Here is a 26904-nt window from a genome sequence, read left to right on the forward strand (position 1 = left end):
ACGATGTGTCAGGTACCAAGGACAAGGTCGATCGTTGCGCACTTGTAGCGTCCGGACAAGACAGGCGCGCCGGGAGTCACACACCGCGCGGCCATCGCGGCGGCCGCTACGGGTCCGCGCCGGCGCTGACCCGCTTCGCGCGGTGGAGAGCTGCGGTCGTTCTAGAGTGAAAGCATGGTGGTCTACGAGGGCGACGAGCGGCGGGTGGCGTCCCTGCTGCCCGGCCGGGGGTACACGCCGAATGCGCCGCTGCTGCACTTCACCAGGCGGATCCTGCGCGACCACGGCTGGACAGTCCGGGAGCATTGGTGGTCCCGCGGGCAGGCCATGTCGACCTCGGCCGCCGTCGGCGAGGCCGCGCGCTTCGTCGAAGGAGCCGGCGACCCGCTGCTGCACCTGATCGTCGGCAAGTCGCTGGGCACGGTGGCCGCCCCCGTCGCCGTCGCCACATCGGCCCCGGCGATCTGGTTCACACCGCTGTTCGAGGAGCCCGTCGTGCGGGCTGCCCTCGACGAAACCCTCGAGCCGACGCTGCTGGTCGGCGGCAGCGACGACCCGACGTGGAACCGGCAGGCCGCCGACGCCACCCGTTGCCAGGTGCACGAGGTCGGCGGCGGCGATCAGGCCCTCGAGATCCCCGGCTCCGTGCGGGACTCCCTCAAGGCCCTCGAATCGGTCATGCGCAGAGTCGAGGACTTCATCGCTGGCCTCGAGTACTGAACCGGCCGACCCGCCAGGTGGCGCCGCCCCTGCAGCAGCATCACCAGGTGGCGCCCCCGCACTCGGACTCGGGCGTCGACTCCACCTGCAACGTGGCGTGTTCGATGTCGAAGCGCTCGCGTAGCAGGGCGCTCGCCTGCCCGAGGGCGTCCTCCTTGCAGTCCGGGGCGACGACCAGATGCGCGGTCGCCACGTTCATCCCGCTCGTCAGCTGCCACACGTGCAGGTCGTGCACCTCGATGACCCCGGCTACCCTCTCCAACTCGACGCCCAACTGCCGCGGATCCAGCCCCGCCGGAGCGTGCTGACCGAGCACCGCGAGCACCTCGCGACCCAAGAAGAGCGCGCGCACCGCCACGAAGATAGCGATGGCCAGCGCGATCGCCGTGTCCCACCACGCACTGCCGGTGGCTCGCACGAGCAGCGCGGCGACGATGACGCCCACCGATCCGAGCGTGTCGGCGAGCACCTCCAGGTAGGCGCCCTTGACGTTCAGGCTCTCCTTCGACCCGGCCCGCAGCAGCGCCAGGCACATGAGGTTTACGACGAGGCCCAGCGTGCCGACGACGAGCATGATCTCGTAGGCCGGATCGACGGCGGCGCCGATGCGCCCGATCGCCTCCACGGTGATGAACACCGCGACGCCGAGCATGACGAGCACTGCGAAGCCGGAGGCGAAGACCTCGGCGCGGTAGGAGCCGAAGGTGCGTCGACCCGTCGTGTCGGGGCGGGTGGCGATGCGGGTTGCGACGAGGGCGGCGCCGAGGGTCACGACGTCGGCCGCCATGTGTCCCGCGTCGCTGATGAGCGCCAGGGAGTTGGCCACGATGCCAGCGACCAGTTCGACGACGAAGAACGTCGCGACGAGCCCGAACGCGACGGCGAGCCGCCAGCGATGCCGACCCGCGGCCGTCACCGTGTGGCCGTGCGTGTGGCCGTGCTTGTGGCCGTGCGCGTGCGTGTGCCCGCTCACCGCGGCTCCAGCCCCGTGGGGTGGCTGACGTGGGTGCGGCTCACCTCGAGCAGCATCCGAACGTGGCTGTCGGCCAGCCGGTAGAAGACGTTGCGGCCCTCTCGTCGCCCGTCGACGACGTCGGCGCCACGCAGCAGCCGCAACGCCTGCGAGACGGTGGTTTCGCTCGTCCCCGTGGCGGCCGCCAGGTCGCAGACGCACAGCTCACCGGCCTCCAGCAGGGCATAGAGCAGTCGGGCGCGGGTGGGGTCGCCGAGCAGTTTGAAGAGCGCGGCGACCGTCGCCACCTCGGCCGGTGCGGGCGCATTGCGGACCACTCGCTCTACGGCCTCCGGGTGCACGCACTCCGGGGCGGCGCTGGGGTCGGTTGTGGCTGTCATGGCAGCTCCTCATCACAAGAACTGAATATATGAACAGATGATAAGGTGTTGGCTCGTTGTTCGTCGACCAGGTGGGAGAACCGTGATGGACGTGACACTGCGGGCGGGTCTGGCGCTCGCCGCCTACGTCCTGGTGCTGGGGCTGACCTTCGGAGTGCGCGCCGCGCGGCAGCGAGCGCAGACCGGCGACAGCGGGCTGCGCGGGATCACCGGCAGGCCCTGGTCGCCGGAGTGGTTGGGCGGCGTGTTCTTCGTCGTCGCGCTCGTGTTGTTCGCGGTCTCACCGGTGGTGGCGATGCTGGGTTGGATGCCCGTGTTGGCGGGGGCATTCTGGTCGTCGGTCTGGCCGGTGCTGCTCGGGTGGCTGCTGGTCGTCGCAGGTACGGGCTACGTGCTGTGGTCGCAGGCGGCGATGGGCCACTCGTGGCGGGTCGGCGTCGATCACGGGGAGCGCACCGAGTTGGTCACCTCGGGCCCCTTCGCGCAGGTGCGCAACCCGGTGTTCTCCGGAATTGTTGCAGCGGCGACGGGATTCGCCCTGCTGGTGCCGGGCTGGTTCGCGCTCGCGGCCCTGCTCATGCTCGTCGCCGCGATCCGTCTACAGGTGCGCCATGCTGAGGAGCCCTACCTGCTGGCCACCCACGGCGAGGCCTACCGCCGGTATGCCGCCTCCACCGGCCGCTTCCTGCCGGGTGTGGGCTGCCTGCGCTGAGATCGGCAGAGGATTAATGGTCTAAAGCAGGCAAATCAGGCGTCCGCCGGAGACTCCAGGCTCCACACCCGAAAGATAGTGTTCGCTTTTACAGGCCTGACCGTGTAAAAGCGAACACTATCTTTGGGCGCCGGCGGCCGGTTCCGCTCGCTCAGCCCTCGACGATCCGCTTGATCGCGCTCATGGTGTCTTGCAACCCGGCGCGCACAGCGTCGGCGTCGCCCCGCTCGCTGGTGATTCGCACGATGAGCCGAGAGCCGCCGTCCTGGGGGTCAACGTCGAAGGTGCCCTTGTAGCCGTTCCGGCCGCCGACGGATCCCCACGAGAACATGCGACCGGGCTTGTCGACGCGCGTCCAGGCGCGACCCTTGACCTCGACCTGCTTGCCCGGCTCGATCATCGGGCAGGCGGTCACCTCGACCGCACCATCGCCGATCTCCTCGACCGCGGTCAATCGCGGCATGTAACGCGGGAGGTTCGACACATCAGCCAGGTAGTCGAACAGCAGGCCAGGCGCAACGGCGATATCGATGGAGTCGGTGTACTCGGGCATGCCCCCAAGCCTGTACCCAGCCGACGGCGAGTCGGACGGGACCACGGTCCCCTTGACTGGTCACAGTCGCGACCGGCGGACGGGCGTGCGCCGGCTGCGGCACCCAGCCCCGGTAGCCTGAACGGGTGCTCACCATGCAAGACGCGCTGCGCCGACTCTCCGACTACTGGACCGACCTGGGCTGCCTGACCTGGCAGCCGTTCAACACCGAGGTCGGTGCCGGGACGATGAACCTGGCAACGGTGCTGCGGGTGCTGGGTCCCGAGCCGTGGGATGTCGCCTACGTCGAGCCCAGCGTGCGGCCCGACGACTCGCGTTACGGGCAGAACCCGAATCGCCTGCAGACGCACACGCAGTTCCAGGTCATTCTCAAGCCCGAGCGCGGCGACCCCCAGGAGCTCTACCTGGGCAGCCTCGAGGCGCTGGGCGTCGACCTGAGCGCCCACGACGTGCGCTTCGTCGAGGACAACTGGGCGCAGCCGGCGATCGGTGCGTGGGGCCTGGGCTGGGAGGTCTGGCTCGACGGCATGGAGATCACCCAGTTCACGTACTTCCAGCAGGTCGGCGGGCAAGACCTCGATCCCGTGCCGGTGGAGCTCACCTATGGCATGGAGCGCATTCTCATGGCCATCCAGGGCGTGACGCACTTCAAGGACATCGTCTACGCGACGAAGATCGACGGCACCGAGGTCACCTACGGCGAGGCCCTGGGTCAGCAGGAATACGAGATGAGCCGGTACTACCTCGACGACGCCGACGTCGAGACCAACCGCAGCCTCTACGAGTCGTACGTCGCCGAGGCCGGCCGAATGGTGGAGGCGCGGCTGCCGGTGCCGGCGCACTACTTCATCCTCAAGTCCAGTCACGCGTTCAACGTGCTCGACGCCCGCGGGGCGATCAGCACGACCGAACGGGCGCAGGCGTTCGGCACGATGCGCCGGCTGATGCGCGACACGGCCGCGCTCTGGGTGGAGCGGCGCACCGAGCTGGGGCTGCCGCTGCTCAAGGAGTCGGCGGCCACGGTTCTCGAACTCCCTTCTGTTCCGGCCGAATTGCCGCAGGATCCACAGACGTTCGCACTCGAGATCGGCGTGGAGGAGCTGCCGCCGCACGTGCTGCCCGCGACGATCGAGCAGGTCCGCGAGTCGGTGACGAGCCTGTTGGGCGCCGCGCGCCTGGAGCACGGGGCGATCAGTGTCGAAGGCACGCCGCGCCGGATCGTGCTGACCGTCGAGGCCGTCGCCGCGCGCGAACCGGATGCGGTGGAGCACCGTAAGGGCCCGAAGTGGGCAGCCGCATTCGACGCCGACGGCAATCCGAGCAAAGCGCTGCAGGGCTTCATGCGTGGCCAGGGTGTGGCCCTCGAGGCGGTCGAGAAGATCGAGATCGGCGGCAACGAGCACGCGGCGGTCGCGACCACTCGGGTCGGCCGGGGCGCGCTGGAGGTGCTCGGCGAGATCGTCGCGCAGACCGTGGCCGGGCTGCGGGCGGAGAAGAACATGCGCTGGTCCGACCCGGAGTTGAGCTTCAGCCGGGCGATCCGCTGGCTCGTGGCGCTGTGGGGCCCGGTCGTCGTGCCGGTCGCGGTGTCGCAGTTGGTGGCCGGGCGCACGACCTACTTGCAGCGCACGACCGGCGGGGCGGTGTCGGCGACCCGTTCGGACGGGGCGGCGCTGGGGCGCGTCGAGATCGCGACGGCCGAGGATCTATCGCCGACGATCGCCTCCGGGAGCATCGAGTTGTCGACGAAGCTGCGCCGTGCGGCCGTCGTCGAGCAGGCCGTGGCGCTCGCCTCCGGGGTCGGCGGCGTGGTCGACGTCGAGGGCGAGGCCGACCTCGTCGACGAGATCACCAACCTCGTCGAGGACCCGCACGGCGTGCTGGGCCACTTCGATGAGCGCTACCTCGAGCTGCCCGATCGGGTGCTCGTCACCGTCATGCGTAAGCACCAGCGGTACCTGCCGGTGCGCGACGCCTCCGGGGCGCTCCTGCCGCACTTCGTGACGATGGCCAACGGTTTGTGCGACGACGACGTGGTGCGCGCCGGCAACGAGTCGGTGCTGCGGGCCCGCTACGAGGACGCCCTGTTCTTCTGGAATGCCGACCTGAAGACCGAGTCGGTGGATTCGTTCGTGCCGGGCCTCGAGGCGCTGACCTTCGAGAACCGGCTGGGTTCGGTGGGGCAGCGGGCGCGGCGCATCGCCGACGTTGCGACCTGGCTCGCCGACCGGGTTGGGCTCGCCGAGTCCGAGCGCGAGACCCTCACGCGCGCGGGTCAACTCGCCAAGTTCGACCTGGCCACGCAGATGGTCGTGGAGATGAGTTCGCTGGCGGGTTTCGTCGCCCGCGAGTACGCGCTCCGCAAGGGCGAGACGCCGTTCGTCGCCGACGCGCTCGCGGAGATGGAGATGCCGCACACGAGCGCCGACGCCGTGCCGGCCTCGACTCCGGGGACCCTGCTCGCGCTCGCCGACCGGTTCGACCTGCTGGCCGCGATGTTCGGGCTGGGAGCCAAGCCGACCGGCTCCTCGGATCCGTTTGGGCTGCGGCGTGCGGCGCTGGGTGTCGTGCGGATCCTGCGGGAGAAGCCGGAGCTTGCGATCAGCGTGCGCGACGGCCTGGACGACGCGGCCGTGCGGCTGCGCGAACAGGGCGTGACGTGCGACGCGGCCGCCATGGATGCGGCGGAGGAGTTCACGATCGGCCGGTACGCGCAGCTGCTGCGCGACGAGGGGGTGTCGGCGGATGTCGTGACGGCGGTGCTGCCGTCGGCCGACCGGCCCGGTGTGGCGGACGCTCACGTGGCTGCGCTGACCGCGCTGGCGACCGATGCGGACTTCCGCGCGCTCGTCGAGGCGATCGTGCGGATCACCCGAATCGTCCCGGCGGAGACAACGCCGAGCTACGACGCGTCGCTGCTCACCGAGCCCGCCGAGGCCGCCCTCGCGCAGGCCGTCGAGGCGACCCTCCAGTCGGACGACTTGCACTCCTTCGCCCGCGGCCACGCCGGGCTCGTCGCCCCGATCGCGACGTTCTTCGAAGACATCCTGGTCATGGCCGACGACCCGGCCCTCAAGGCCGCCCGCCTCGGGCTCCTCGCCACGATCGTCGCCAAGGCGCCGATGAACCTGGACTGGAAGGCCGTCGACGCGGCGACGTCGTAGGCGCCGCGCCGGGCCAAGCCTGATCCACAGACCGTGGAGCTGGTGGAGTCGCCCATCGTCCACCTGCGCGTGCCCAACACGGGCATCGAAGCCTCCGTGAGCCGTCGATACCAAACGTCATTCCAGCCTCATGCCAATAGTGGCTAGAACGACGATCGCATGACGACGAGGGACGTGGTGGAGGCGTGACGGACACCCAGGAGATGGTTGACGCGTTGAGGGCGCGCGGTGCCGAGAGCGGCCTCAGGCCGCTACAGCGGGTCTTACATTCGTGGGGCGACGGCGACGGCGTCGGTGTCCTGGACTTGCACGCCGCCACCGTCTGATCAGGGTAGGCGCTGCCCTTCGGGCGACCTCCAGCGCGACGGGGGTGTGCCGTATTGCCCGGCGAACCAGCGGGAGAAGCTGCTCACCTCGGTGAAGCCGAGTCGCTCCGCGGTCTCGGTGATCGACAGTCCGCTGCCCAGGTAGCGCTCGGCCCGGTGCTGGCGGACCTGACTCACGAGGTCGGTAAAGGTCTGTCCCTCGACGCGCAGCCACCGATGCACGGTGCGCCGATCGACCCCCAGTGAGGTGGCGACCCGGTCGGCGGAGCAGCGCCCGACCGGCAGCAGGTCTTCGACGATTCCGCGGATCTTCTCGACCCGGTCCTCGGGGCCGGGGGCGGCCAGCGCGGCGAGGTACTGGCGGGCGTAGATCCGGCGCTGGGGGTCGTCGACCGGGCGCGGGGTGTCCAGGGCCGCCGCGTCGAACTCGACGCTGTCGGTCGGAGCGCCGAACTCCACGCGCGTGCCCAGGATCCGCTCGTGCTCACCCGCGTCGGGCGGGCCGCCGTGCCGGAAGGTGACCCGGTGCGGTGCTCCTCCCGTACCCAGCGGCGGCGCCGCCAGGCTGCACACGACAGCTCCGACAAGCTCGACGGCCTGGGTGTGCCGGATGGCGGCCGGGAAGCCGAACCGGGTGATCGCGCTGGTCGTGGCGCCGCGGTCGACCAGGCGCAGCCGCAGGGCCTCGTTGTAGGCGGGCCAGAAGCGGGTCAGCGTGAGCAGGGCCTCGCGCAGCGTCGGTTCCTCCGTCAGCACGAGGCTGATCGGACCGAGCGTCGTCATGGTGCGCCGCAACGACATCCGCAGGCCGAGGGTCGGGCACCCCGACGTCAAGGCGGCCGCCTCCATCACCGACGCCACGTCCGCGGCGGGCGCCCACGCGTCCGGCTGATCGAGCAGGTCGGGGTCCAGGCCCTGGCGGCGCATCAGCGCGCGATGGTCCACCCCGACCTCCCGGCAGACGGACGCGAAACCGGAGAGAGCGGCGTACCGGACGATCGGCGCGGACCTCATGGTGTCCCGAATTGTCAATCAAGGTGTCCCAAATCGTCAAGCACGAGCCCTTGCCTACTCCCTACCTTCAATTCATCGCCGCAACGCAGTGGCACAGATCGAGCACGAATCACCATGGATCTAGCAAGGGAGCTGGAAATGGCAGGCGCCATCGTCTTCGAACGCACCGGGGGACCCGACGTCCTGCAATGGACCGACGTCCGCGTCGGCGAACCCGGCGCCGGCCAGGTGCGCGTCCGCCACGACGCGGTCGGCCTGAACTTCGCCGACACCTACTTCCGCACCGGCCTCTACCCCGCGCCGTTGCCCTCGGGCATGGGCATCGAGGCCGCCGGGGTCGTCGAGGAGGTCGGCGAGGGCGTCACCGGTTTCGCCAAGGGCGACCGGGTCACCTACACCGGATCGCCGCTGGGCGCGTACAGCACCGAGCGGGTCATGCCCGTCGACAGCCTCATCCACCTGCCCGACGCCATCTCCGGCCAGACCGCCGCGGCGATGACGATGCGCGGCCTCACCTCCGCCTACCTCCTGCGGCGCATCGCGCCGGGCCTGCGCGCCGGCGACACCGTGATGCTGCAGGCCGCGGCCGGCGGGGTCGGCCTCATCGTCTGCCAGTGGGCGCGGCTGCTGGGCATCCGGGTCATCGGGGTCGTCTCGACGCAGGAGAAGGCGGAGATCGCCCGGGCGCACGGGGCCGCCGAGGTCATCGTCGGTCGCGAGGACGTGGCTCGTCAGGTCCGCGACCTCACCGACGGGCAGGGCGCCAAGGTCGTGTACGACAGCGTCGGCGCCGCCACCTACGCGCAGTCGCTGGATTCGGTCGCGCGCCGCGGCCTGCTCGTCTGCTTCGGCACAGCGTCGGGTCCGGTCCCGCCGATCGACGCGATGCAGCTGGCCGTCAAGGGGTCGATCCACGTGACCCGCCCGGCCCTGGCCGACTACATCTGCGACCCCGCCGAGCGCGCCGAGCTCGCCGGAGAGCTCTTCGGCCACGTCGCCGCCGGCGACATCCGCATCGAGATCAACCAGCGCTTCCCCCTGGCCGAGGCGGCCCGCGCCCACGTCGCACTCGAGAGCGGCAAGTCCGTCGGCTCCTCGGTCCTCACCCTCTGACCAGCTCACTTACCGCACCGTCATCACGAAACGGAGGACAACGATGTCCCTCACCGCCACCCGCCCCCACCCGAGCACGACCCCGGTCCCGCCGCAGTGGGAGGTCAACCGCCTCACCGCCACGCTTGGTGCCGAGATCATCGGCATCGACCTGGGCGAGGTTTCCCGCGACGACGAGCAGTTCGCCGCCCTGCAGACCCTGTTGCTCACCCACAAGGTGCTCTTCTTCCGCGATCAGGAGATGAGCCGCGGCGAGCACGTCGCCCTCGCCGAGCGCTTCGGCCCGCTCGAGGCGCACCCCGTCGCGCCGAGCGACCCGGAGCACCCGGGCCTCGTGCGGATCTACAAGGACGTCGACAGCCCGGCCGACCGCTACGAGAACGCCTACCACTCCGACGGCTCGTGGCGCGAGGAGCCCGCGATGGGCTCGATCCTGCGCTGCGTCGAGTGCCCGCCCGTCGGCGGCGACACGATCTGGGTCGACATGGTGCGCGCCTACGCCGACCTGCCGCAGCAGGTCAAGGAGCAGATCGGCGACCTGCGAGCCCGGCACAGCATCGAGGCGACCTTCGGGGCGATCCTGCCCAGCGATCGTCGCCACGGGCTCAAGGCGAAGTACCCCGACGCCGAGCACCCTGTCGTGCGCACCCACCCCGAGACCGGCGAGCAGATCCTCTACGTCAACTCGTTCACCACGCACTTCGTCAACTTCCACACGCCGGAGCGGGTCACCCACGGCATCGACTTCGTGCAGAACGCGCCGGCGCTGCTCTCCTACTTGCAGAACCGGGCGACGATCCCCGACTACCAGGTGCGCTGGCGCTGGACACCGAACAGCGTCGCGATCTGGGACAACCGCTCCACCCAGCACTACGCGGTCATGGACTACTGGCCCGGCCGCCGTCGCATGGAGCGCGCCGGCATCTGCGGCGACCGGCCCTTCTAAGCCGCACCTCTACCTCCCACCCTTCGCACGCCACACACCGCTTTCGCACGCCACTAACCGCCTTCGCAGGCCACAGACCAAGGAGAAACACCATGTACTTCCTCGACGACGCCCTTTTCCCCGAGCTGCAGGACGACCTCATCATCACCGCCGCCCCCTTCGGCCCCGAGTGGGAGCCGGGCGACGCCCCCGGTGACATCCCCGTCACGATGGACGAGCAGGTGCAGAAGGCGGTCGACTGCTACAACGCCGGCGCCACGGTCCTGCACATCCACGTCCGCGAGCTCGACGGCAAGGGCTCCAAGCGGATGTCGATGTTCAACGAGATGCTCGGCCGCCTGCGTGACGCGGTGCCCGACATGATCCTGCAGGTCGGCGGCTCGATCTCCTTCGCCCCGGAGGGTGACGGCGCCGAGGCCAAGTGGATGAGCGACGAGGCCCGCCACCTGCTCACCGAGCTCGACCCGAAGCCGGACCAGGTGACGATCGCGATCAACACCAACCAGATGAACATCATGGAGCTGATGACCGCGGACGACATCCGCGGCACCTCCTTCGAGCGCCCCGAGCTGGCCCACACCTACCGCGAGATGACCGTGCCGGCCGGCCCGGAGTGGGTCGCCGAGCACCTGCGCCGCCTGCGCGCCAACGACATCCAGCCGCACTTCCAGCTCGCCAACGTCGCCCAGCTCGAGACCGTCGAGCGGCTCGTGCGCCGCGGCGTCTACCTCGGCCCGCTCAACGTCACGTGGGTCGCGATCGGCGGCGGCTTCGACGGCCCCAGCCCCTACAACATGATGGAGTTCATCCGCCGCGTGCCGGACGGCGCCAACCTCACGCTGGAGTCGATTCAGCGCAACGTGCTGCCGATCAACACCATGGCGATGGCCATGGGCCTGCACACCCGTTGTGGCAACGAGGACTCCCTGTGGGGCAAGCGCGGCGAGCGCGCCACCTCGGTGCAGCAGATCGAGCAGCTGGTGCGCCTGTCCACCGAGATCGGCCGCGACATCGCCGACGCCAAGTCGGCCCGCGACCAGTACAAGCTCAACACCTGGTACGACGACGTCGACGACGCCCTGGCCCGCCTGGGCTTCGCGCCCAACCGCAAGCCGGGTCAGGTCGGCTTCTTGATGCACGCCTGAGCGCGCGCCGCAAACTCACCGAAAGCGACGAGCGATGACATCCATGATCGAGGCGGCCGAGCCCACTCCCGGCCAAACGTTGCCCGCGCCGGCGCCACTGCGCCGCTCGCGGTTCTTCCCCGGGCTGGTTTTTGGCCTCACCTTCGCGCTGCTGCTGTCGGACTACATGTCCCGGCAGGTGCTGGCGGCCGTCTTCCCCCTGCTCAAGCTCGAATGGGGGCTGACGGACACCCAGCTCGCCACGCTCAACAGCGTCGTGTCGCTGGCCGTCGGGCTGCTCGCCGTTCCGTTGTCGATCCTCGGGGATCGCTTCGGGCGGGCCCGGGCCATCGTGGCGATGGCGGCGTTGTGGAGCGTTGCCACGCTCGCCTCGGCGTGGGCGTCCGGCTACGGCGAGCTGCTCGTAGCCCGGATCCTCGTCGGTGTCGGTGAGGCGGCCTACGGCAGCATCGGCCTGGCCGTCGTCTACCTCGTCTTCAAGCCCCACCTGCGCTCCACCCTCTCCGGGGCCTTCCTCGGCGGGGGAGCGTTCGGCTCCGTCATCGGAGTCGCCCTCGGCGGCATGGTGGCGATGCGGTACGGCTGGCGGGCCGCGTTCATCGTCATGGGCATCATCGGCCTCGTGCTCGCGCTGGTCTACGCCTTCACGGTCACCGAGAAGCGGCTGCGCGAGCACGCCGTGCCCGATGTCGCGGCCAAGCTCGAGCCGGAGGGTGCCGCGCTCATGACGAAGGCGCGCTTCCGGACGCTGTTCTCGACGCCGGCCGTCGTCATGGCCTACCTCGGCAGCGGGCTGCAACTGTTCATGACGGGCACGCTGCTCGCGTGGCTGCCGAGCTTCTTCAACCGCAGCTACGGCATGAGCCCGGACCAGGGCGCGAAGGTCGCCGCGATCTTCCTCCTCCTGCTCGGCATCGGCATGATCGGCACGGGCATCATCACCGACCGGGTGAGCCGGCAGGTGACGCAGCGTCGGTGGACGACGTCGATCATCTACGCCGTGCTCAGCCTCGTCTTCCTCGTGACGGCCTTCTCGATGGCCCCGGGACCGCTGCAGCTCGCGCTGCTGGCCGTCGGCGCGTTCTTCGTCTCGGGTCCGGCCGGGCCGGCCGGAGCGATGGTCGCCGCGCTGACGACCCCGTCGATCCGGGCGACCGCGTTCGCGACGCTCGCCCTGGCCAACAACGTGCTCGGGCTGGCGCTCGGGCCGGTCGTCACCGGCCGGATCGCCGACTCGATCGGGCTGGCCAACGCGCTGCAGATCGTCCCGTGGGTCGGGCTGCTCGCGATCGGTGCCCTCGTCATCGGGTGGCGCACGCACCACTCCAGCCTGGCCAAGCTCGGCCTCACGGACACCTTCGGTGCGGTCGACACCGCCAACGGAGAGAACCTCACGAACGGAGCAGACCGATGAACCCCGTCATCCTCGTGCCGGGCCTGCGGGGCCCGTCGCCGGAACACTGGCAAGAGCACCTGGCGCGGCGGCCCGGAGCCGTCCACCTGCGCACCGACCGCGACCCCCTCGACCTCGACGCGCGGTGCCGCGACCTGGAGGAGTCGGTGGCGGCGGCCTCCGGGCCGGTCATCCTCGTCGCGCACAGCGCCGGCGTGCTGACCCTGGTGCACTGGGCCCAGCGGTTCGGCCCCCGCACCACCGACCGCGTGACCGAGGCGCTGCTGGTCACCCCGCCCACGCTGCGCAGCGAACTGCCCGCCGTGTACCCGCGGTTGGCGCAGCTGGAGGCCGCCGGATGGCTCCCGATCCCGACGCGGCCGCTGCCGTTCGCGGCCACGGTGTGCCTCAGTGACGACGATCCGCTCGGGCCGCCCGAGCAGGTTCGCGACCTGGCTGCCGCGTGGGGCGCCGTGGTGCTGGGGCTCGGGCGTGTCGGGCACGCCAACCCCGCCTCCGGGCTCGGGCCCTGGCCGCTGATGGACTCCCTGGTCACGGCGACCCTCGACGAGTACTACCTCGCGGAGGCCTCCTGACCCCTTGCCTCCGGCGAGTCGTCACTTTCGAAGGGCGAGTTGTCACTTTGCGCCTCCAGTCGTCGGTTCGCACTGACGACTGGGACGCAAAAGTGACAACTCGCCCTTCGCTGTCTCTTGCCTCAGGCCGATACCGGCCGCACCCTGAGGTGGGGAGGGGATGCGGATGCAGGTCGGCTCACACTCTGGTAGTCGCGCGGGTCGTTGGCGCGCTCCGGTGCTGTTCGCCGGGGTCGTGGCGGTGCTCGTCGGACTGGCCGTCGTCGTGCCAGGCGTGGTGCGGGCAGGCTCCAGAGAACCGAACCCGCCTGTCGCGGCGTCCGCCTCGCCGCAGCCGACGGGCCCGCAGTGGTGGACGGTGTCGGCCGTCGTCCTCGACAGCGGGGGAGGTCCGCAACTGTGTGTCGGTGCCGTTGCGGAGAGTTACCCGCCGCAGTGTGGCGGGCCGCGGATCATCGGCTGGGATTGGGACGCCGTGACCGGCGACGAGGCCGCCTCGGGAGTGCGCTGGGGCGAGTACGAGGTGGTCGGCACCTACGTCGGGGGCAGCTCACAGGATGAGCAGGGTGTTTTCACGTTGACGCTGCCCGCTGGGCCTGCGCGACCGCCCACCGACGTGCCGCCACCGGACCCCTTCGGCACGCCCTGTCCCGAGCCGGACGGCGGCTGGATCGTCGACCGCAGCAAGACCGACGACATCGCGCTGCACCGCGCCGCCGAGGAGGCCGAAAGGCTGCCCGGCCTCGGCGAACTGTGGGTCGACACCACGGGCAGCTCGACCGGCACGATCCTCAACATTTCGGTCGTCGGCGACCAGGCCGAGGCGCAGGCTCGCCTGCGACCGCTGTGGGGCGGTGGGCTATGTGTCAGCGCTGCCGAGCGCACCCGAGCCGAACTCAACGAGATCACCACGCAGATCATGGCCGACACGCCCAACGTTCTCGGGGGTGGACCCGGCAGGGGCCACGTCGAGGTGAGCGTCGTGCTCGACGAGGGCGACCGCCTCCAGCGCGCCTTCGACGAGCGGTACGGCGCCGGTGTCGTTCGCGTGAGTTCAGCCCTGCAGCCTTATCGGGGGGACTCGGCCACCCCGGGGTGTTGCGCCACACGAGCTGAAGGCAAATTCGAGTGGATGAGCCCGCTGGCCGTGTAGCGTTGTAACGCAATGATATTCGCGGGGCGGGGGACGTGAATGTACGCGCCGGGAGAACCCTGGAGTGCGAACACTGCAGCGATTTGGGGCAAGACGGGTGACGGCGACACGTGGCTTCCACTCTGGCGGCACCTTGAGGACTCCGCAGCCGTCGCAGGTCTGCTGTGGGATCGATGGCTCCCCGGCTCCGTAAAGGCCCTCATCGCCGACTCTCTCTCGGGAGGGTGCTCAGACGGGCGGGTCCTCGTTTCGTGGCTTGCGGGAATTCACGACATCGGCAAGGCGACGCCCGCGTTTCAGATCAAGGCACCTCAGATGCTCGACCCGCTGCACCGGCTCGGGTTCGATCTCGATGTCCCGCGGTCGGAGTCGTCGAAGGCTCCGCACGGCGCACTCGGCTACGTCATCCTGCGCGAATGGCTTGCCACGCAACGATCGGGACCCGCCTCGATCCGTGCTCGTATTGCGCTGTCCGTCGTCGTCGGTGCCCACCACGGTGTCCTGCCCGATACGCACACGATGAAGGCCCTGCAAGATCGGCCCGACTACTTGGGTGGCCCCCTGTGGCGCGAGGCGCAGAACGAGATCCTGCAGCGGATGGCTGTTCGGACCGGCGCGGCGGAGCGGTTGGCGGACTGGCTGGCCACGCCCCTGTCCGCGACCGCACAAGCGGCCCTCGCGGCCACCGTCGTCGTCGCCGACTGGTTGGCCAGTGATGAGACGCGGTTCCCCTACCTCGACAGGATCACCGAGGGTGCCCGATGGGGTGATCTGCGGCTGCCGACTCCCTGGCGTCCGGGGCCGCCACCGCGTGATGCCGCGGAACTCCTGGCGCAGCGCTTCCCAGCGCTCGCGGGCTTCTCGCCGACACCGATCCAGCACGCCGCCGTCGAAGCGGCGTGGACGGCTGTCCGCCCGCCTCTGATCGTCCTTGAGGCGGAGATGGGCTCCGGCAAGACCGAGGCGGGCCTGGCGGCGGCCGAGGTGCTTGCGCACCGCTTCGGGCAGGGCGGAGTCTTCGTCGCACTTCCCACGATGGCGACCTCGGACGCGATGTTCGGGCGCGTGCGCGACTGGATCGATCAGCTGCCCGGGCCCGGCAGCCTCAGCATGTTCCTCGCACACGGCAAAGCGGGCCTCAACGACGCCTACCGGGGTCTCGTCGATGATCAGCGATGTGTCGGTATCTACGATGAAGAGCCGGGTCCTCGGGAGGAGGGTGAGCGCGCTGTCGCGACGGTCAACTCCTGGACGCGCGGCCGGCGCAAGGGTGTTCTGGCGCCCTTCGTGGTGGGCACGATCGACCAGGTGCTCTTCGGAGCGCTCCGCAGTAAGCACTTGGCGTTGCGACATGTGGCATTGGCGGGCAAGGTCGTCGTCATTGACGAGGTCCACGCGGCAGACACGTACATGCGGGAGTACCTCACCTCGATCCTGACGTGGATGGGCGCTTACGGGACCCCGGTCATCCTGATGTCGGCGACGCTGCCGTCCGGGCAGCGCGAGCAGCTCGTGGCCGCCTACGCTGCAGGTGCGGCGCGCACTCACGGCCAACTCCCGCGGCCGTCGGAGGCGCCGGAGACGCTTGAGCCGCACGGGTATCCGCGAACCATGATGTTGGACTCGGCAGTGCGCGAGGTGCCGACGGAGCAGGTCGCCGGCCGTCCACGCGCGGTGCATCTCGAGGAGCATCCCGACGAGCTCGATCATCTGGTCACCTTGCTCAGAGCCGAGCTCATCGACGGAGGCTGTGTCGCGATCGTCCGAAGTACGGTCACCCGGGCTCAGGAGGCATGGGTCGCCCTGCGTGGCGCCTTCTCCGATACCGAGGTCGTCCTGGTGCACAGTCGCTTCCTGGCCGTAGACCGGGCCCGGCGGGAGTCAGAGCTGCGGGACCGGCTCGGTCGCTCGGGTCGGCGAAGCGAGGGCACACGTCCGAACCGGCTCATCGTGGTTGGCACCCAGGTGCTGGAACAGTCGCTCGATATCGATGTGGACCTCATGGTCAGCGACGTCGCGCCCGTCGATCTTGTCCTGCAGCGAATGGGTCGTCTCCACCGCCACCAGCGCGAACTTGAGGACCGGCCGCCTCGACTGCGTGAGCCCCGCTTGATCCTCGTCGGTGCGGATTGGGCGACGACACCGCCGGAGGCCGACCGGGGGTCCCGGCGGGTCTATGGAGACGCGCTCCTGCTCCGGTCCGTCGCATCGCTACGCGCGCACGGCTCGCTCATTCAGCTGCCGGAGGACATTCCTCGCCTCGTCGACCACGCGTATGACCCCGACCTCCCGGCCCCTGTCGGCTGGGAGGAGCGATGGGCGCGCGCGGAGGCCCAGTTCCTGAGCCGAGCCGAGGAGGCAAGGAGCCGTGCCAACGACTTTCGCCTCGAAGCTCCGTTCACGCACGAGGGCCTCTTGGCGCGCTCCGGGTTCTTCCGCAAAGGCGATCCTGACGACGGCAATGGCGGACGCAACCAGGTCCGTGACAGCGACGACAGCCTGGAGGTGGTTGTCGTGCGTCGCGTGGACGGGGCGATCAGAGCGATGCCGGGCGCCGCGCTTGCCAGCGACACGGTGCTGGCGACCGACCAGCCTCCGGAGCCGCGAATTGCCCGTGCGCTCGCGGGGTGCACCATACGTCTTCCGGCGTGGTCGACCGTGCGCGATCCGGACGCGTTGATCCGTGCGCTGGAGTCCACGTCCTTCGTCGGCTGGCAGCAGGACTGCCCATGGCTCGCCGGCCAGCTCACCCTCGTGCTGGACGAGCACGGTCACGCGCAGGTCGCCGACCTGGACCTCGCCTATGACGACGAGCGTGGGCTTGTCGTCCGAATGCGGCCCGCCTCGCGGCAGTGGTGATTAGAATAGCGAAGGGATAGAAGGACCCCTTTGATGGCGAAGGGAAGGGGTGCGCATGCGAATCGGTGTCTTTGTGGACGGCTACAACGTCTACTACGGCGCCCAGCTGGTCTGCGGCCAGCATTCCCGGGGATGGAAGTGGCTCGATCTGAGCGCTTTGGTGACTCCTCGGGTGGCCGCGTTCCCCGGAGGGATCACGCAGATCCACTACTGCACGGCCCGGCGGGGTCGCACCGGGCGGCCGCAGTCGGTCGACCAGGACACCTACCTGGCGGCACTCACGGACCATGATCCGCGGATCCGGATCCACTTGGGCAAGTACGTCAAACGGATCAAGCAGGGCGTGCTCCTGGGTGCGACGCGCACTCCCGTGCCCTGGCCTGGGCCAGATGTCCCTGACTGGCTGACGGCTCGTCGGGTCGCTGGTGCTGAAGGAGAGGACGAGACGCTTGTTTCGGTGAGGGTGTTCGAGGAGAAGGGAAGCGACGTGAGCGTTGCTGTTGCCCTGGTTGAAGCGAGTGTCGGCGGCCGTATCGATGCAGCTGTGGTGCTGTCGAACGACTCTGATCTTGCCCTCGCTCTCCGAGTCGCGCGGAGCCACGTTCCCGTGGGCCTACTCAACCCGGGGCCCCGCCCCACAGCGGCTGACCTGCAGGGCGACCCGGCCGATGGGGTCGGGGGCCACTGGTGGGGACGCCTCTCGGCTCAGGAGTATCTGAGCGCTCAGATGCCCGACGTGGTGGGTCCGTGGCATCGGCCTGCGGATTGGTGAGTGACGGATGAGACTTCATGTACGTGGCCTTGACGTCTGCTTGCCAGACGTCCACAATGGGAGAACACAACCCGGTTCTCTCGGTCACGAGGGGCCGGGTCTTTTTGTGCGCCCGCTGTCGGCGCAGATTCTCCGCGCAACGGCGCGGATGAGCCCAGCGAGGGGTTCGAAAGCGTTTTCGCATGCTCCCCGCGACGGCGGGGTTATTCCTCGTTGGTGTCTCGAACAAGCACCCTCCGAGCCTCAGGAGGGGCGATGACTGGTACCCCCACACACACCGTCGACAAGGAAGGGGCTGCCGGTGGGTCAGCAGCGACTTTCTCGCTGCTGACCGAACCGTGGATCCCCGTACGGGGCGCGACGGGCGAGGTAGACGAGGTGAACCTCTTCGAGGTCTTCGAGCAGGCTGACACCGTCGTCGGCCTCGCCGGTGAGATCCCGACTCAGGAGGCCGCCATCCTTCGTCTGCTGGAGTCGGTTCTCCTACGGGTCGTCGACCCGAAGGACGATCCGATCGGTACGTGGGCGCGGTTGTGGCAGGAGGGCCTGCCACTGGGGGAGATTCGTGCCTACCTCGAACGGCATGCCGACCGCTTCGACCTACTGCACCCACAGCTCCCGTTCTTCCAGGTGGCCGGGCTGCATACGGCCTCCGGCAAGACCTCAGGACTCGGCAAGATCATCGCCGAACTCCCCGATGGCAACCAGTTCTTCACGACCCGGGCGGCAGCGGAGGACACGCAGCTCTCCTACGCCGAGGCGGCCCGATGGCTCGTCCATGTGCAGGCCTTCGACTATTCCGGCATCAAGTCGGGTGCGGTCGGCGACGACCGGGTCAAGGGCGGCAAGGGCTATCCCATCGGCACTGGATTCGCGGGGACGCTCGGTCTTCTCATCGCCGAGGGCCGGACGCTGCGCGAGACGCTGCTGCTCAACCTCGTGCTGCGGTTCTGGCGCAAGGACGACCGCGTGCCGTGGGAACACCCGCACACCGGGCCGCAGGTGGACCTCGGCCACGGGCAGCCACACGGGCCGGCTGACTGTGCGACCTGGCAATCGCGGCGCGTCCTGCTGCTCCACGGCGGCCAGGGCGTCCACGACGTCGTGCTCGCCAACGGTGATCCGCTCGGGCCGCAGAACCGGCGTGCAGTGGAGCCTTCGACCTCCTGGCGATACAGCGAGCCGCAGACGAAGAAGTTCGGCCACACCGTCTACATGCCGCTGGAGCACCAGGCTTCTCGGTCCGTGTGGCGGGGCCTGGGCGCCACGCTCGGGGAACGGAGTACGCCCGCTGCCTCGAAGGCAGGCGTTCCCGCCTTCGAGGCAGCGGGGCTGCTCCAGTGGCTCGCTGCACTTCGCGAGGACGAGGTGCTGGAACCCGGCTATCCGCTCGTTCTTCGCATCGTGGGGATGGAGTACGGGCCACAGAGCTCGTCGGTGGCCGCTGTCATCGATGACCGGCTCAGCATGCCGGTGACGGTGATCAGCGATCCGCACATGCGCGCCGTCGCCACCGAGGCCGTGGACGTCGCCGACGAGGCAGTGCGAGCGTTGGGGCGGCTGGCGGCCAACCTCGCCGACGCCGGGGGGCGCCACCTGTTGCCCGGTATGGAGGACGGTGCCCGCGCCCGCGTCTCCGAAACTGCATGGAGTCTTCTGGATAGCCCCTTCCGTCGATGGGTCGCGGACCTGAGGACCAGGGACGACGCACCCGCGATGCGCTCCACGTGGCAGGCCCAGGTCCGCCGCATCGTCACGCGTGCCGCCGCTGATCTCGTGCAGGCCACGGGGTCGCCGGCGCTCACCGGTCGCGTCGTGAACGGCCGCTACCTCAACAGCCCCATCGCCGAGAACTACTTCTCGGCGGCCCTGCGCAAGGCGCTGCCCTACGCGTATCCCGAGTCGACCACGAAGGAGCAGGCATGACGACTCAACCGCCTGACGCGAGCCCGCCGATGATGGGTGACACGGCACCATCGGTGCCTGCCCGCGTCGGTGCCACGATCGCGAGACTTCAGCGAGAGTCCGCCCGCACCGACCGGCCCACGTCGTGGGCTGCAGCGACCCTGGCCGCGCTGCGTAACGCAACTCCGGGACGCGTCGACGAGACTCCAGCCTCATGGGACGTCGTCTACTCGACGCTTCCCGAAGAGGCTCTGGGGCGTGGCGACGACATCTCCTGGGACGAACGCGCCACGCACGCCGCGCTCGTCCTGTACGCGGTCCATCAGACGTCCCAGTCGGCACCCATGCACCAACCGGAGGTGCGCCTTGGGCAGGCACTACGTCGACTCCCGGATGCCACGGACGAGAAAAGCCCCATCCTTCGCCGTTTCACCTCGCTCGTTTCGGCCTCGACGTTCGACGCCACCCTCTATCACCTGCGCAGCCTCATCGCTCTGCTGAGGCGCGACGGAATCACCCTCGACTACGTGCGCCTGTGTCAGGACCTTGTCCGCCTGCAGAGCCCGAGGACCGCCCCTGTCGTGCGTCGCCAGTGGGGCCGCGACTTCTTCGGCGGTCGCGGTGTCGACGCGCCTGCGCCCGACGGTGCGTCCGTCGAGTCCTCCTCATGAACGCCAGTCATCCCTACCCGACAGGACCATCGCTATGACGAACTCACCGTCCCTTTTCATCGATGTGCACGTCCTGCAGACCGTGCCGCCGAGCAACCTCAACCGAGACGACACCGGCACCCCCAAGAGCGCCTGGTACGGCGGGGTGCAACGTGCGCGCGTCAGTAGTCAGGCGTGGAAGAAGGCGACCCGCGCGGACTTCAAGGCGCACCTCGATGCGGCCGATCTCGCCCACCGCACGAAATGGGTGATCGACCAGCTCACCGAGCGTCTCCAGCGGCTCGACCCGTCGCTCGCCGACGACGCGGCGTACGCGCGGGCCCAGGCTGTGCTCAAAGCGGTGGGATTTCAGAAATTCGAGAAGCCCCGGACTGGCGAACGCAAGGACCAGGAACTCCTCACCGAGTACCTGGCCTTCTTCTCCACCCGCCAGCTCGACCGACTGGCGGAGTTGGCCGCAGCCACGGACAAGCCGTCGAAGAAGGACGCCCAGACCGCCGCGGACACCGACCACGGGATCGAGATCGCTCTCTTCGGACGGATGGTCGCCAACGCCCCCGACATCAACGTCGACGCCGCCTGCCAGGTCGCCCACGCGATCTCCACACATGCGGCCACCGTTGAGCACGACTACTACACAGCGGTCGACGACTTCGCTCCGGACGACAACACCGGGGCCGGGATGCTCGGCACGATCGAGTACACGTCGGCCACCCTGTATCGGTACGCGACCATCGCGATGGACCGGCTGACCGAGAACCTCGGCACCAGCGAGTCGGCGGTTGCGGCCGCGCGCGCCTTCATCGACGCGTTCGTGCGCAGTATGCCGACCGGTAAGCAGAACACCTTCGGCAACCGCACACCGGTCGACGCTGTCGTCGTCCAGGTGCGCCGGGGGCAGCCCATCAATCTCGTCGGCGCTTTCGAGGACGCGATCGTCGCGGACTCCGGGTACGTCGAACCGTCGGCCCGAGCACTGGCCGAGTACGCCGAGCAGGTGTGGGCCGCCTACGACCGGCCGCTGGCCTCGTTCGTCGTGCGGGTCTCGCCGAAGGCGAGCGCCCTTGATGGGCTGGGGGAGCCGACCACCCTTCAGGAACTCGGTGCCGGCGTCGCGAACGCTGTCCACGTGGAGTCCGGGTCGGCTGGTGACGCCTGATGGCGGTCCTCGCGCTCCGGCTGGCCGGGCCCATGCAGTCATGGGGCGACGCGAGTCGGTTCACGCAGCGGCTGACGCGCAGTGAACCCACGAAGAGTGGCGTACTCGGTCTCCTGGCCGCAGCCGATGGGCGGCGCCGACAGGACCCGATCGAGGACCTGGCCGGGCTGCGATTCGGCGTACGGGTCGACCAGCCGGGTCGCCTGGTGCGCGACTTTCAGACGGCGATCCGTTGGCAGGACCCCAAGAGGCCGTCGATGCCCCTGTCGTATCGGTACTACTTGGCGGACGCTGTGTTCGTCGCAGCAGTTGAGGGCGATCGGGCGCTCCTGGAGGGTCTCGACGCCGCCCTACGGCATCCGGTCTTCCCGCTCTATCTCGGTCGTCGAGCGTGTCCGGTCACAGGACGGCTCAACCTGGGCCTTCACGAGGGCGACGTCGAGCAGGTGCTCCGCCGCCTCGACTGGCAGGCCGCGGCTTGGCATCGACGACGTCAGGGACAGGTTGTCGACTTGCCCCTGCACATCGACGCCCCTGCGACTCTGGTTGAGCCGGAGATGGTGCGAGAGGTGGTCCGCGACGTGCCCCTGTCGTACAGCCCGGAGCGTCGTGAGTACGGGTGGCGTGACGTGGTGCAGGCGGCGCCGCATCACGTGACGAACCCCGACGGGCGAGCCGGGTTCGACTTTATGGCGGCCCTGGGAGGTGTCTGATGTTCCTCACACGCTTCGCACTCAACCGCGCTCGGCGGGGCGCGCGACACCTGCTGGCGTCGCAGCAGCGGATGCACGCGGGAGTGCTGGCTGGCTTCCCACCGGGGGCCGACCCAGGGCGTGTCTTGTGGCGGATCGACGAATCCCCGCAGCAGACGGAGCTTTTCATCGCGAGCGCGGCACGTCCCGACCTGACGCATCTCGTCGAGCAGGCGGGATGGCCTACCGGTGCAACCTGGGACACTGCGGACTACTCGCCGTTCCTCGAGCGCCTCGCAGTAGGGCAGCTCTGGGGGTTCCGGCTGACGGCCAATCCTGTTCGCAGCGTCTCGCGTGGTGCTGGCATCCGGGGCGCCGTGAAAGCGCATGTGACACCCGCCCAGCAGGAGGAGTGGTTCCTCACGCGCGCGGCGCAGCTGGGATTCGAGCTGCCTGCCGGGACCATGGGCGTCCCCGATGTCGTGGTGAAGAACCGTCGTACGGCACGCTTCTTGCGTGGGGATGATCGGGGCCGCGAAGTGACCGTGGTCATGGCCACTTTCGAGGGGCATCTCGCCGTGACCGACCCGGAGCTGCTGCGGACAGCTCTGGTCGGCGGCGTGGGCCGAGCTAAGGCGTACGGCTGTGGACTGCTCACCCTGGCCAGGGCGTGACGAGCCGTGAAGCCGACCCCCGGGATGGCTCCGCCCGATCTCGGGCAACTGGTGCGTGCACAGGATCGGCTGAGCTTCATCTACCTTGAGCGCTGTACGGTGCACCGGGATGGCAATGCCGTCACGGCGACGGACGAACGCGGAATCGTGCACATCCCGACCGCGACGCTGGGCGCCCTCCTACTCGGGCCGGGGACGCGTGTCACCCATCAGGCGATGATGCTGCTCGCCGAATCCGGATCGACAGCAGTGTGGGTCGGGGAGCGCGGAGTGCGTTACTACGCGCAGGTCGTTCCCTAGCCCGCTCGTCGCGCCTGCTTGAGGCCCAGGCGATGGCAGTGACCAACCAGTCCTCGAGGCTGCGAGTCGCGCGCGCGATGTACGCGCAGCGCTTCCCCGGTGAGGACGTGTCTGCCTTGACGATGCAGCAGCTTCGGGGTCGGGAAGGCGCGCGGGTGCGCAAGGTGTACCGAGACGCGGCTGCTGAGCACGGCGTCGAGTGGCGGCGCAGGGATTACCGCCCGGACGACTTCTCCGCGGGAGATCCCATCAATCAGGCACTCTCAGCCGCGACGACGTGCCTGTATGGCATCACCCATGCGGTGATTGTCGCTCTGGGGTGCTCGCCCGGCCTTGGGTTCATCCACACGGGGCATGACCGGTCATTCGTATTTGACGTCGCAGACCTCTACAAGGCCGAAATCGCTATTCCTGTCGCCTTCGCCGTCGCTGCGCGAGAGCCCGAGGACGTCAGCGGAGAGACGCGCAGGGCAATCCGCGATGCGGTCCACGACGGGCGGATTCTGACGCGTTGCGCTCGGGACATTCGCTCGCTGCTGCTGCCCGACGAGCCGGAGGACGCGGGCGACGACTGGGATGTCGTCGAGCTGTGGGACGGCGCGTCGCGACGCGTCGCCGGAGGCGTCTCGTACGGGGATGAGGTCGACGTGCCGTGGTAGTGCTTGTCGTCACCGCCTGCCCCTCGGGGCTGCGAGGCTATCTAACCCGATGGCTCCTCGAGATCAGCCATGGCGTGTTCGTTGGCCACGTCACGACTCGGGTGCGGGAGCTGTTGTGGCGGGGAAGTCTGCGCGAACGCCAAAGACGGGCGCGCGCTTTTGGTGTACAGCGTTCGTGGGGAGCAGCGCCTCGAGTTCAAGGTCCACCGGCACGACTGGCTACCCACCGACTTCGACGGCATCCAGCTCATGATGCGGCCCACGGAACCCACCTCCGAAGCCGGCGGCATGAGACACGGCTGGAGTAAGGCCAGCCGCTACCGTCGAGCGGCACGCACTTCGAAACCGAATCAACAGTGACCGCTCGCGCTGTATTCTTGCTGTTCAGCAAGTGTGCTCCCCGCGCTCGCGGGGATGAGCCCACCACGATGCCCCGAATGCGAGGTTGCACCACGTGCTCCCCGCGCTCGCGGGGATGAGCCCTTGTGCGCCGACCCAGGCCTGGAGCGCCTGACGTGCTCCCCGCGCTCGCGGGGATGAGCCCGCCGACATGTCTCCGCCGAGCAGCCAGAACTCGTGCTCCCCGCGCTCGCGGGGATGAGCCCGGTGCTCCGAGCAGGCCAGACGGATCTCGACGGTGCTCCCCGCGCTCGCGGGGATGAGCCGTCGCTGGTGGCGGCATGGCTGGGATGCGTGCGGTGCTCCCCGCGCTCGCGGGGATGAGCCGGAACGGGTGCGGGCCGAACTCGCCGGGCTCGAGTGCTCCCCGCGCTCGCGGGGATGAGCCCTGCATCGGGCCCTTCGCGCCGGCCGACGAGGCCGTGCTCCCCGCGCTCGCGGGGATGAGCCCGGTTCCCCGGCTACGCGGAAGCGCCGGCACGGGTGCTCCCCGCGCTCGCGGGGATGAGCCCAGGCCGCTCGGTGCCGGCCGAAACTACCGGAGGTGCTCCCCGCGCTCGCGGGGATGAGCCCCAGTGGGTGTCGTCGGGGGTGACGGTCAGCCAGTGCTCCCCGCGCTCGCGGGGATGAGCCCGGTCTTGTCCACGGCCCGGGTGCCCTTGGTGAGTGCTCCCCGCGCTCGCGGGGATGAGCCCGATGGCCTGCGCCGCGGTCGCGACGTTCACTGGTGCTCCCCGCGCTCGCGGGGATGAGCCCACGATCCTCCGGCCCAACCCACTGGTCCCCGAAGTGCTCCCCGCGCTCGCGGGGATGAGCCCGACGGTGACTCCATCACTACCAGCCGAGCCGAGTGCTCCCCGCGCTCGCGGGGATGAGCCCGCCGAGGCCAAGGCCAAGCAGCAGGAGCTGCAGTGCTCCCCGCGCTCGCGGGGATGAGCCACGTGCAGCTGGACGGCAAGCAGCTCGACGCGCGTGCTCCCCGCGCTCGCGGGGATGAGCCCTCGTCGGCCGCTATCACGCATGGGATGGCGCCGTGCTCCCCGCGCTCGCGGGGATGAGCCCTTGTCAGGGTTGGCCCGGTAGTACTTGCGCATGTGCTCCCCGCGCTCGCGGGGATGAGCCTCACCGCATCCTTGGCCGACCAGTCGGCGAGCGGTGCTCCCCGCGCTCGCGGGGATGAGCCGCTCATGCTCGTGACGCGGCGGCCCTTGATGAGGTGCTCCCCGCGCTCGCGGGGATGAGCCTGCCTATCCAGGCAGTGACGATGCGGAACGCGCGTGCTCCCCGCGCTCGCGGGGATGAGCCCCGGACCTTGTACGCGACCCCCATCGACGTGGCGTGCTCCCCGCGCTCGCGGGGATGAGCCGGCGTCATGAGCGGCGTGGTGGCGACCCCTACAGTGCTCCCCGCGCTCGCGGGGATGAGCCCGCCCGTTCAGTCTCCCATCCCGCACCCTGGCAGTGCTCCCCGCGCTCGCGGGGATGAGCCCCCCCGCCAATGACCGGCCTGCGGTGGGGGTGCGTGCTCCCCGCGCTCGCGGGGATGAGCCCGAAAACGGACAACCGTCCCGAGAACCTCATGCGTGCTCCCCGCGCTCGCGGGGATGAGCCCCGCACCATGCAGAAGAACCTGTCGCACAAGACGTGCTCCCCGCGCTCGCGGGGATGAGCCCGCCGACACCGGCGTCAAGGGCTTCGTCGGCGAGTGCTCCCCGCGCTCGCGGGGATGAGCCCTCGCGGTTGGACTCCATGCCGAGCATCGAGCGGTGCTCCCCGCGCTCGCGGGGATGAGCCCCGCAAGCGCATCTCGATCCACACGACGATCCTGTGCTCCCCGCGCTCGCGGGGATGAGCCCTCGCCCTGCGCCGTGATCGACCCCGCGACGCTGTGCTCCCCGCGCTCGCGGGGATGAGCCGGTCGACGTGACCGCCGACGTGGTCCACCACCTGTGCTCCCCGCGCTCGCGGGGATGAGCCCCCCGCCGCCGTCACGGACTACATGCTGCGCGAGTGCTCCCCGCGCTCGCGGGGATGAGCCCCGGCGCATCGACGACGAGAGGGGCAGCTGATGGTGCTCCCCGCGCTCGCGGGGATGAGCCCGCGATGGCCCCGGCCCAGCACGCCCCCAAGGTGTGCTCCCCGCGCTCGCGGGGATGAGCCCGACCGTGCGAGTGCGTCCTTGTCCGGCTCGGGGTGCTCCCCGCGCTCGCGGGGATGAGCCCCTCGGGGGCGGGGCGGCCCAGCGTGACCGCGAGTGTGCTCCCCGCGCTCGCGGGGATGAGCCGGTGACTGTGCCCTCCCACTGGATGGACGACAAGTGCTCCCCGCGCTCGCGGGGATGAGCCCAAGATGGGGGGCCCCGCACCCCGGACGCGCTGGTGCTCCCCGCGCTCGCGGGGATGAGCCCCACCCGCAACCCCGAGCGTCGGACAACGTCTGGTGCTCCCCGCGCTCGCGGGGATGAGCCTACCCAACCCCAGGAAGGACGACCACCAATGAGCGTGCTCCCCGCGCTCGCGGGGATGAGCCGTCCACGGATGCAGTGTTGCGTGGACGTGACGCGTGCTCCCCGCGCTCGCGGGGATGAGCCCTCGACACGGCACTTGCGTCGATGGTCGCGAGCGTGC

Annotated in this window: 23 protein-coding genes and 1 CRISPR repeat array; of the genes, 19 read left to right on the top strand and 4 right to left on the bottom strand. The window is 69.6% G+C overall.

Features of this window, described 5'->3' with window-relative positions:
* Positions 1-174: 174 nt before the first annotated feature.
* A complete protein-coding gene (locus tag KILIM_RS22130) occupies positions 175-720 on the top strand; it encodes a hypothetical protein (protein ID WP_006591764.1) in 546 nt (181 codons plus the stop codon).
* 40 nt (positions 721-760) lie between these two features.
* Here the strand turns inward: KILIM_RS22130 and KILIM_RS06080 are convergent, their stop codons facing one another.
* On the bottom strand, positions 761-1693 hold the full coding sequence (locus KILIM_RS06080) for a cation diffusion facilitator family transporter (RefSeq protein WP_006591765.1): 933 nt from the start codon (positions 1691-1693) through the stop codon (positions 761-763).
* Entirely contained in the window at positions 1690-2073 is a 384-nt protein-coding gene (locus KILIM_RS06085; RefSeq protein WP_006591766.1) for an ArsR/SmtB family transcription factor, read from the bottom strand. Before KILIM_RS06085 ends, KILIM_RS06080 begins: the two co-directional genes overlap by 4 nt.
* 85 nt (positions 2074-2158) lie before the next feature.
* Here KILIM_RS06085 and KILIM_RS06090 point away from each other — a divergent pair, with 85 nt between their 5' ends.
* Positions 2159-2785, top strand: coding sequence for a methyltransferase family protein (locus tag KILIM_RS06090; RefSeq protein ID WP_006591767.1), 627 nt, complete (start codon positions 2159-2161; stop codon positions 2783-2785).
* Between the two features lie 151 nt (positions 2786-2936).
* Here KILIM_RS06090 and KILIM_RS06095 read toward each other — a convergent pair whose 3' ends face one another.
* Entirely contained in the window at positions 2937-3338 is a 402-nt protein-coding gene (locus tag KILIM_RS06095; protein WP_051988659.1) for an SRPBCC family protein, read from the bottom strand.
* 134 nt (positions 3339-3472) lie between these two features.
* On the opposite strand from KILIM_RS06095, the gene KILIM_RS06100 reads away from it, so the two are divergent.
* The gene (locus KILIM_RS06100) at positions 3473-6502 is read left to right on the top strand and encodes a glycine--tRNA ligase (RefSeq protein ID WP_157551509.1); all 3030 of its coding nucleotides are present in this window, start codon (positions 3473-3475) and stop codon (positions 6500-6502) included.
* A 326-nt stretch (positions 6503-6828) separates the two neighbouring features.
* Here the strand turns inward: KILIM_RS06100 and KILIM_RS06105 are convergent, their stop codons facing one another.
* A complete protein-coding gene (locus KILIM_RS06105; RefSeq protein WP_040562390.1) occupies positions 6829-7842 on the bottom strand; it encodes an AraC family transcriptional regulator in 1014 nt (337 codons plus the stop codon).
* Between the two features lie 138 nt (positions 7843-7980).
* Between KILIM_RS06105 and KILIM_RS06110 the strand changes: the two genes are divergently transcribed.
* From KILIM_RS06110 to KILIM_RS23130, 16 genes are all read left to right on the top strand, one after another.
* Positions 7981-8955 carry a quinone oxidoreductase family protein gene (locus KILIM_RS06110; RefSeq protein WP_006591771.1) on the top strand — a complete coding sequence of 325 codons (975 nt, stop codon included), beginning with the start codon at positions 7981-7983 and terminating at the stop codon, positions 8953-8955.
* A gap of 43 nt (positions 8956-8998) precedes the next feature.
* Complete coding sequence (locus KILIM_RS06115; protein ID WP_006591772.1) at positions 8999-9901, top strand: TauD/TfdA dioxygenase family protein; 903 nt, start codon at positions 8999-9001, stop codon at positions 9899-9901.
* A gap of 92 nt (positions 9902-9993) precedes the next feature.
* Positions 9994-11046, top strand: coding sequence for a beta-keto acid cleavage family enzyme (locus tag KILIM_RS06120; protein WP_006591773.1), 1053 nt, complete (start codon positions 9994-9996; stop codon positions 11044-11046).
* Between the two features lie 34 nt (positions 11047-11080).
* Positions 11081-12460, top strand: coding sequence for an MFS transporter (locus tag KILIM_RS06125; RefSeq protein WP_006591774.1), 1380 nt, complete (start codon positions 11081-11083; stop codon positions 12458-12460).
* Complete coding sequence (locus KILIM_RS06130) at positions 12457-13035, top strand: RBBP9/YdeN family alpha/beta hydrolase (RefSeq protein WP_006591775.1); 579 nt, start codon at positions 12457-12459, stop codon at positions 13033-13035. The genes KILIM_RS06125 and KILIM_RS06130 overlap by 4 nt, the downstream gene beginning before the upstream one ends.
* Before the next feature lie 160 nt (positions 13036-13195).
* On the top strand, positions 13196-14188 hold the full coding sequence (locus KILIM_RS22135) for a hypothetical protein (RefSeq protein WP_006591776.1): 993 nt from the start codon (positions 13196-13198) through the stop codon (positions 14186-14188).
* Between the two features lie 39 nt (positions 14189-14227).
* A complete protein-coding gene (locus KILIM_RS06140) occupies positions 14228-17047 on the top strand; it encodes a CRISPR-associated helicase/endonuclease Cas3 (RefSeq protein ID WP_006591777.1) in 2820 nt (939 codons plus the stop codon).
* Positions 17048-17102: 55 nt separating this feature from the next.
* Positions 17103-17819, top strand: a complete 717-nt coding sequence (locus KILIM_RS06145; protein ID WP_006591778.1) for a PIN domain-containing protein — start codon at positions 17103-17105, stop codon at positions 17817-17819.
* A gap of 255 nt (positions 17820-18074) precedes the next feature.
* Entirely contained in the window at positions 18075-19745 is a 1671-nt protein-coding gene (gene casA, locus KILIM_RS06150; protein WP_006591779.1) for a type I-E CRISPR-associated protein Cse1/CasA, read from the top strand.
* Positions 19742-20395 (top strand): type I-E CRISPR-associated protein Cse2/CasB, encoded by a 654-nt coding sequence (gene casB, locus KILIM_RS06155; RefSeq protein WP_006591780.1) that lies wholly within the window; start codon positions 19742-19744, stop codon positions 20393-20395. Before casA ends, casB begins: the two co-directional genes overlap by 4 nt.
* 34 nt (positions 20396-20429) lie before the next feature.
* Complete coding sequence (gene cas7e / locus KILIM_RS06160; protein WP_006591781.1) at positions 20430-21554, top strand: type I-E CRISPR-associated protein Cas7/Cse4/CasC; 1125 nt, start codon at positions 20430-20432, stop codon at positions 21552-21554.
* Entirely contained in the window at positions 21554-22267 is a 714-nt protein-coding gene (cas5e, locus tag KILIM_RS06165; protein ID WP_006591782.1) for a type I-E CRISPR-associated protein Cas5/CasD, read from the top strand. Before cas7e ends, cas5e begins: the two co-directional genes overlap by 1 nt.
* Positions 22267-22920 (top strand): type I-E CRISPR-associated protein Cas6/Cse3/CasE, encoded by a 654-nt coding sequence (gene cas6e / locus KILIM_RS06170; RefSeq protein ID WP_006591783.1) that lies wholly within the window; start codon positions 22267-22269, stop codon positions 22918-22920. Before cas5e ends, cas6e begins: the two co-directional genes overlap by 1 nt.
* A 6-nt stretch (positions 22921-22926) precedes the next feature.
* Positions 22927-23220 (top strand): CRISPR-associated endonuclease Cas1, encoded by a 294-nt coding sequence (locus KILIM_RS24905; RefSeq protein WP_006591784.1) that lies wholly within the window; start codon positions 22927-22929, stop codon positions 23218-23220.
* Positions 23221-23252: 32 nt separating this feature from the next.
* Complete coding sequence (gene cas1e, locus KILIM_RS06175; protein WP_006591785.1) at positions 23253-23879, top strand: type I-E CRISPR-associated endonuclease Cas1e; 627 nt, start codon at positions 23253-23255, stop codon at positions 23877-23879.
* Positions 23879-24187 (top strand): type I-E CRISPR-associated endoribonuclease Cas2, encoded by a 309-nt coding sequence (locus KILIM_RS23130; RefSeq protein ID WP_476703282.1) that lies wholly within the window; start codon positions 23879-23881, stop codon positions 24185-24187. Before cas1e ends, KILIM_RS23130 begins: the two co-directional genes overlap by 1 nt.
* An 85-nt stretch (positions 24188-24272) precedes the next feature.
* Positions 24273-26868: a CRISPR direct-repeat array (repeat unit 29 nt; unit sequence GTGCTCCCCGCGCTCGCGGGGATGAGCCC).
* Positions 26869-26904: the final 36 nt, after the last annotated feature.

It is taken from the genome of Kineosphaera limosa NBRC 100340 (assembly GCF_000298215.1).
Classification (GTDB): Bacteria; Actinomycetota; Actinomycetes; order Actinomycetales; family Dermatophilaceae; genus Kineosphaera; species Kineosphaera limosa.

What these genes read in the sequence shown, in the direction of transcription:
- KILIM_RS22130 (WP_006591764.1), top strand. Translation starts at nt 175, where the DNA reads ATGGTGGTCTACGAGGGCGACGAGCGGCGGGTGGCGTCCCTGCTGCCC.
- KILIM_RS06085 (WP_006591766.1), bottom strand. Translation starts at nt 2,073, where the DNA reads ATGACAGCCACAACCGACCCCAGCGCCGCCCCGGAGTGCGTGCACCCG.
- KILIM_RS06090 (WP_006591767.1), top strand. Translation starts at nt 2,159, where the DNA reads ATGGACGTGACACTGCGGGCGGGTCTGGCGCTCGCCGCCTACGTCCTG.
- KILIM_RS06095 (WP_051988659.1), bottom strand. Translation starts at nt 3,338, where the DNA reads ATGCCCGAGTACACCGACTCCATCGATATCGCCGTTGCGCCTGGCCTG.
- KILIM_RS06100 (WP_157551509.1), top strand. Translation starts at nt 3,473, where the DNA reads ATGCAAGACGCGCTGCGCCGACTCTCCGACTACTGGACCGACCTGGGC.
- KILIM_RS06105 (WP_040562390.1), bottom strand. Translation starts at nt 7,842, where the DNA reads ATGAGGTCCGCGCCGATCGTCCGGTACGCCGCTCTCTCCGGTTTCGCG.
- KILIM_RS06110 (WP_006591771.1), top strand. Translation starts at nt 7,981, where the DNA reads ATGGCAGGCGCCATCGTCTTCGAACGCACCGGGGGACCCGACGTCCTG.
- KILIM_RS06115 (WP_006591772.1), top strand. Translation starts at nt 8,999, where the DNA reads ATGTCCCTCACCGCCACCCGCCCCCACCCGAGCACGACCCCGGTCCCG.
- KILIM_RS06120 (WP_006591773.1), top strand. Translation starts at nt 9,994, where the DNA reads ATGTACTTCCTCGACGACGCCCTTTTCCCCGAGCTGCAGGACGACCTC.
- KILIM_RS06125 (WP_006591774.1), top strand. Translation starts at nt 11,081, where the DNA reads ATGACATCCATGATCGAGGCGGCCGAGCCCACTCCCGGCCAAACGTTG.
- KILIM_RS06130 (WP_006591775.1), top strand. Translation starts at nt 12,457, where the DNA reads ATGAACCCCGTCATCCTCGTGCCGGGCCTGCGGGGCCCGTCGCCGGAA.
- KILIM_RS22135 (WP_006591776.1), top strand. Translation starts at nt 13,196, where the DNA reads ATGCGGATGCAGGTCGGCTCACACTCTGGTAGTCGCGCGGGTCGTTGG.
- KILIM_RS06140 (WP_006591777.1), top strand. Translation starts at nt 14,228, where the DNA reads ATGTACGCGCCGGGAGAACCCTGGAGTGCGAACACTGCAGCGATTTGG.
- KILIM_RS06145 (WP_006591778.1), top strand. Translation starts at nt 17,103, where the DNA reads ATGCGAATCGGTGTCTTTGTGGACGGCTACAACGTCTACTACGGCGCC.
- casA (WP_006591779.1), top strand. Translation starts at nt 18,075, where the DNA reads ATGACTGGTACCCCCACACACACCGTCGACAAGGAAGGGGCTGCCGGT.
- casB (WP_006591780.1), top strand. Translation starts at nt 19,742, where the DNA reads ATGACGACTCAACCGCCTGACGCGAGCCCGCCGATGATGGGTGACACG.
- cas7e (WP_006591781.1), top strand. Translation starts at nt 20,430, where the DNA reads ATGACGAACTCACCGTCCCTTTTCATCGATGTGCACGTCCTGCAGACC.
- cas5e (WP_006591782.1), top strand. Translation starts at nt 21,554, where the DNA reads ATGGCGGTCCTCGCGCTCCGGCTGGCCGGGCCCATGCAGTCATGGGGC.
- cas6e (WP_006591783.1), top strand. Translation starts at nt 22,267, where the DNA reads ATGTTCCTCACACGCTTCGCACTCAACCGCGCTCGGCGGGGCGCGCGA.
- cas1e (WP_006591785.1), top strand. Translation starts at nt 23,253, where the DNA reads ATGGCAGTGACCAACCAGTCCTCGAGGCTGCGAGTCGCGCGCGCGATG.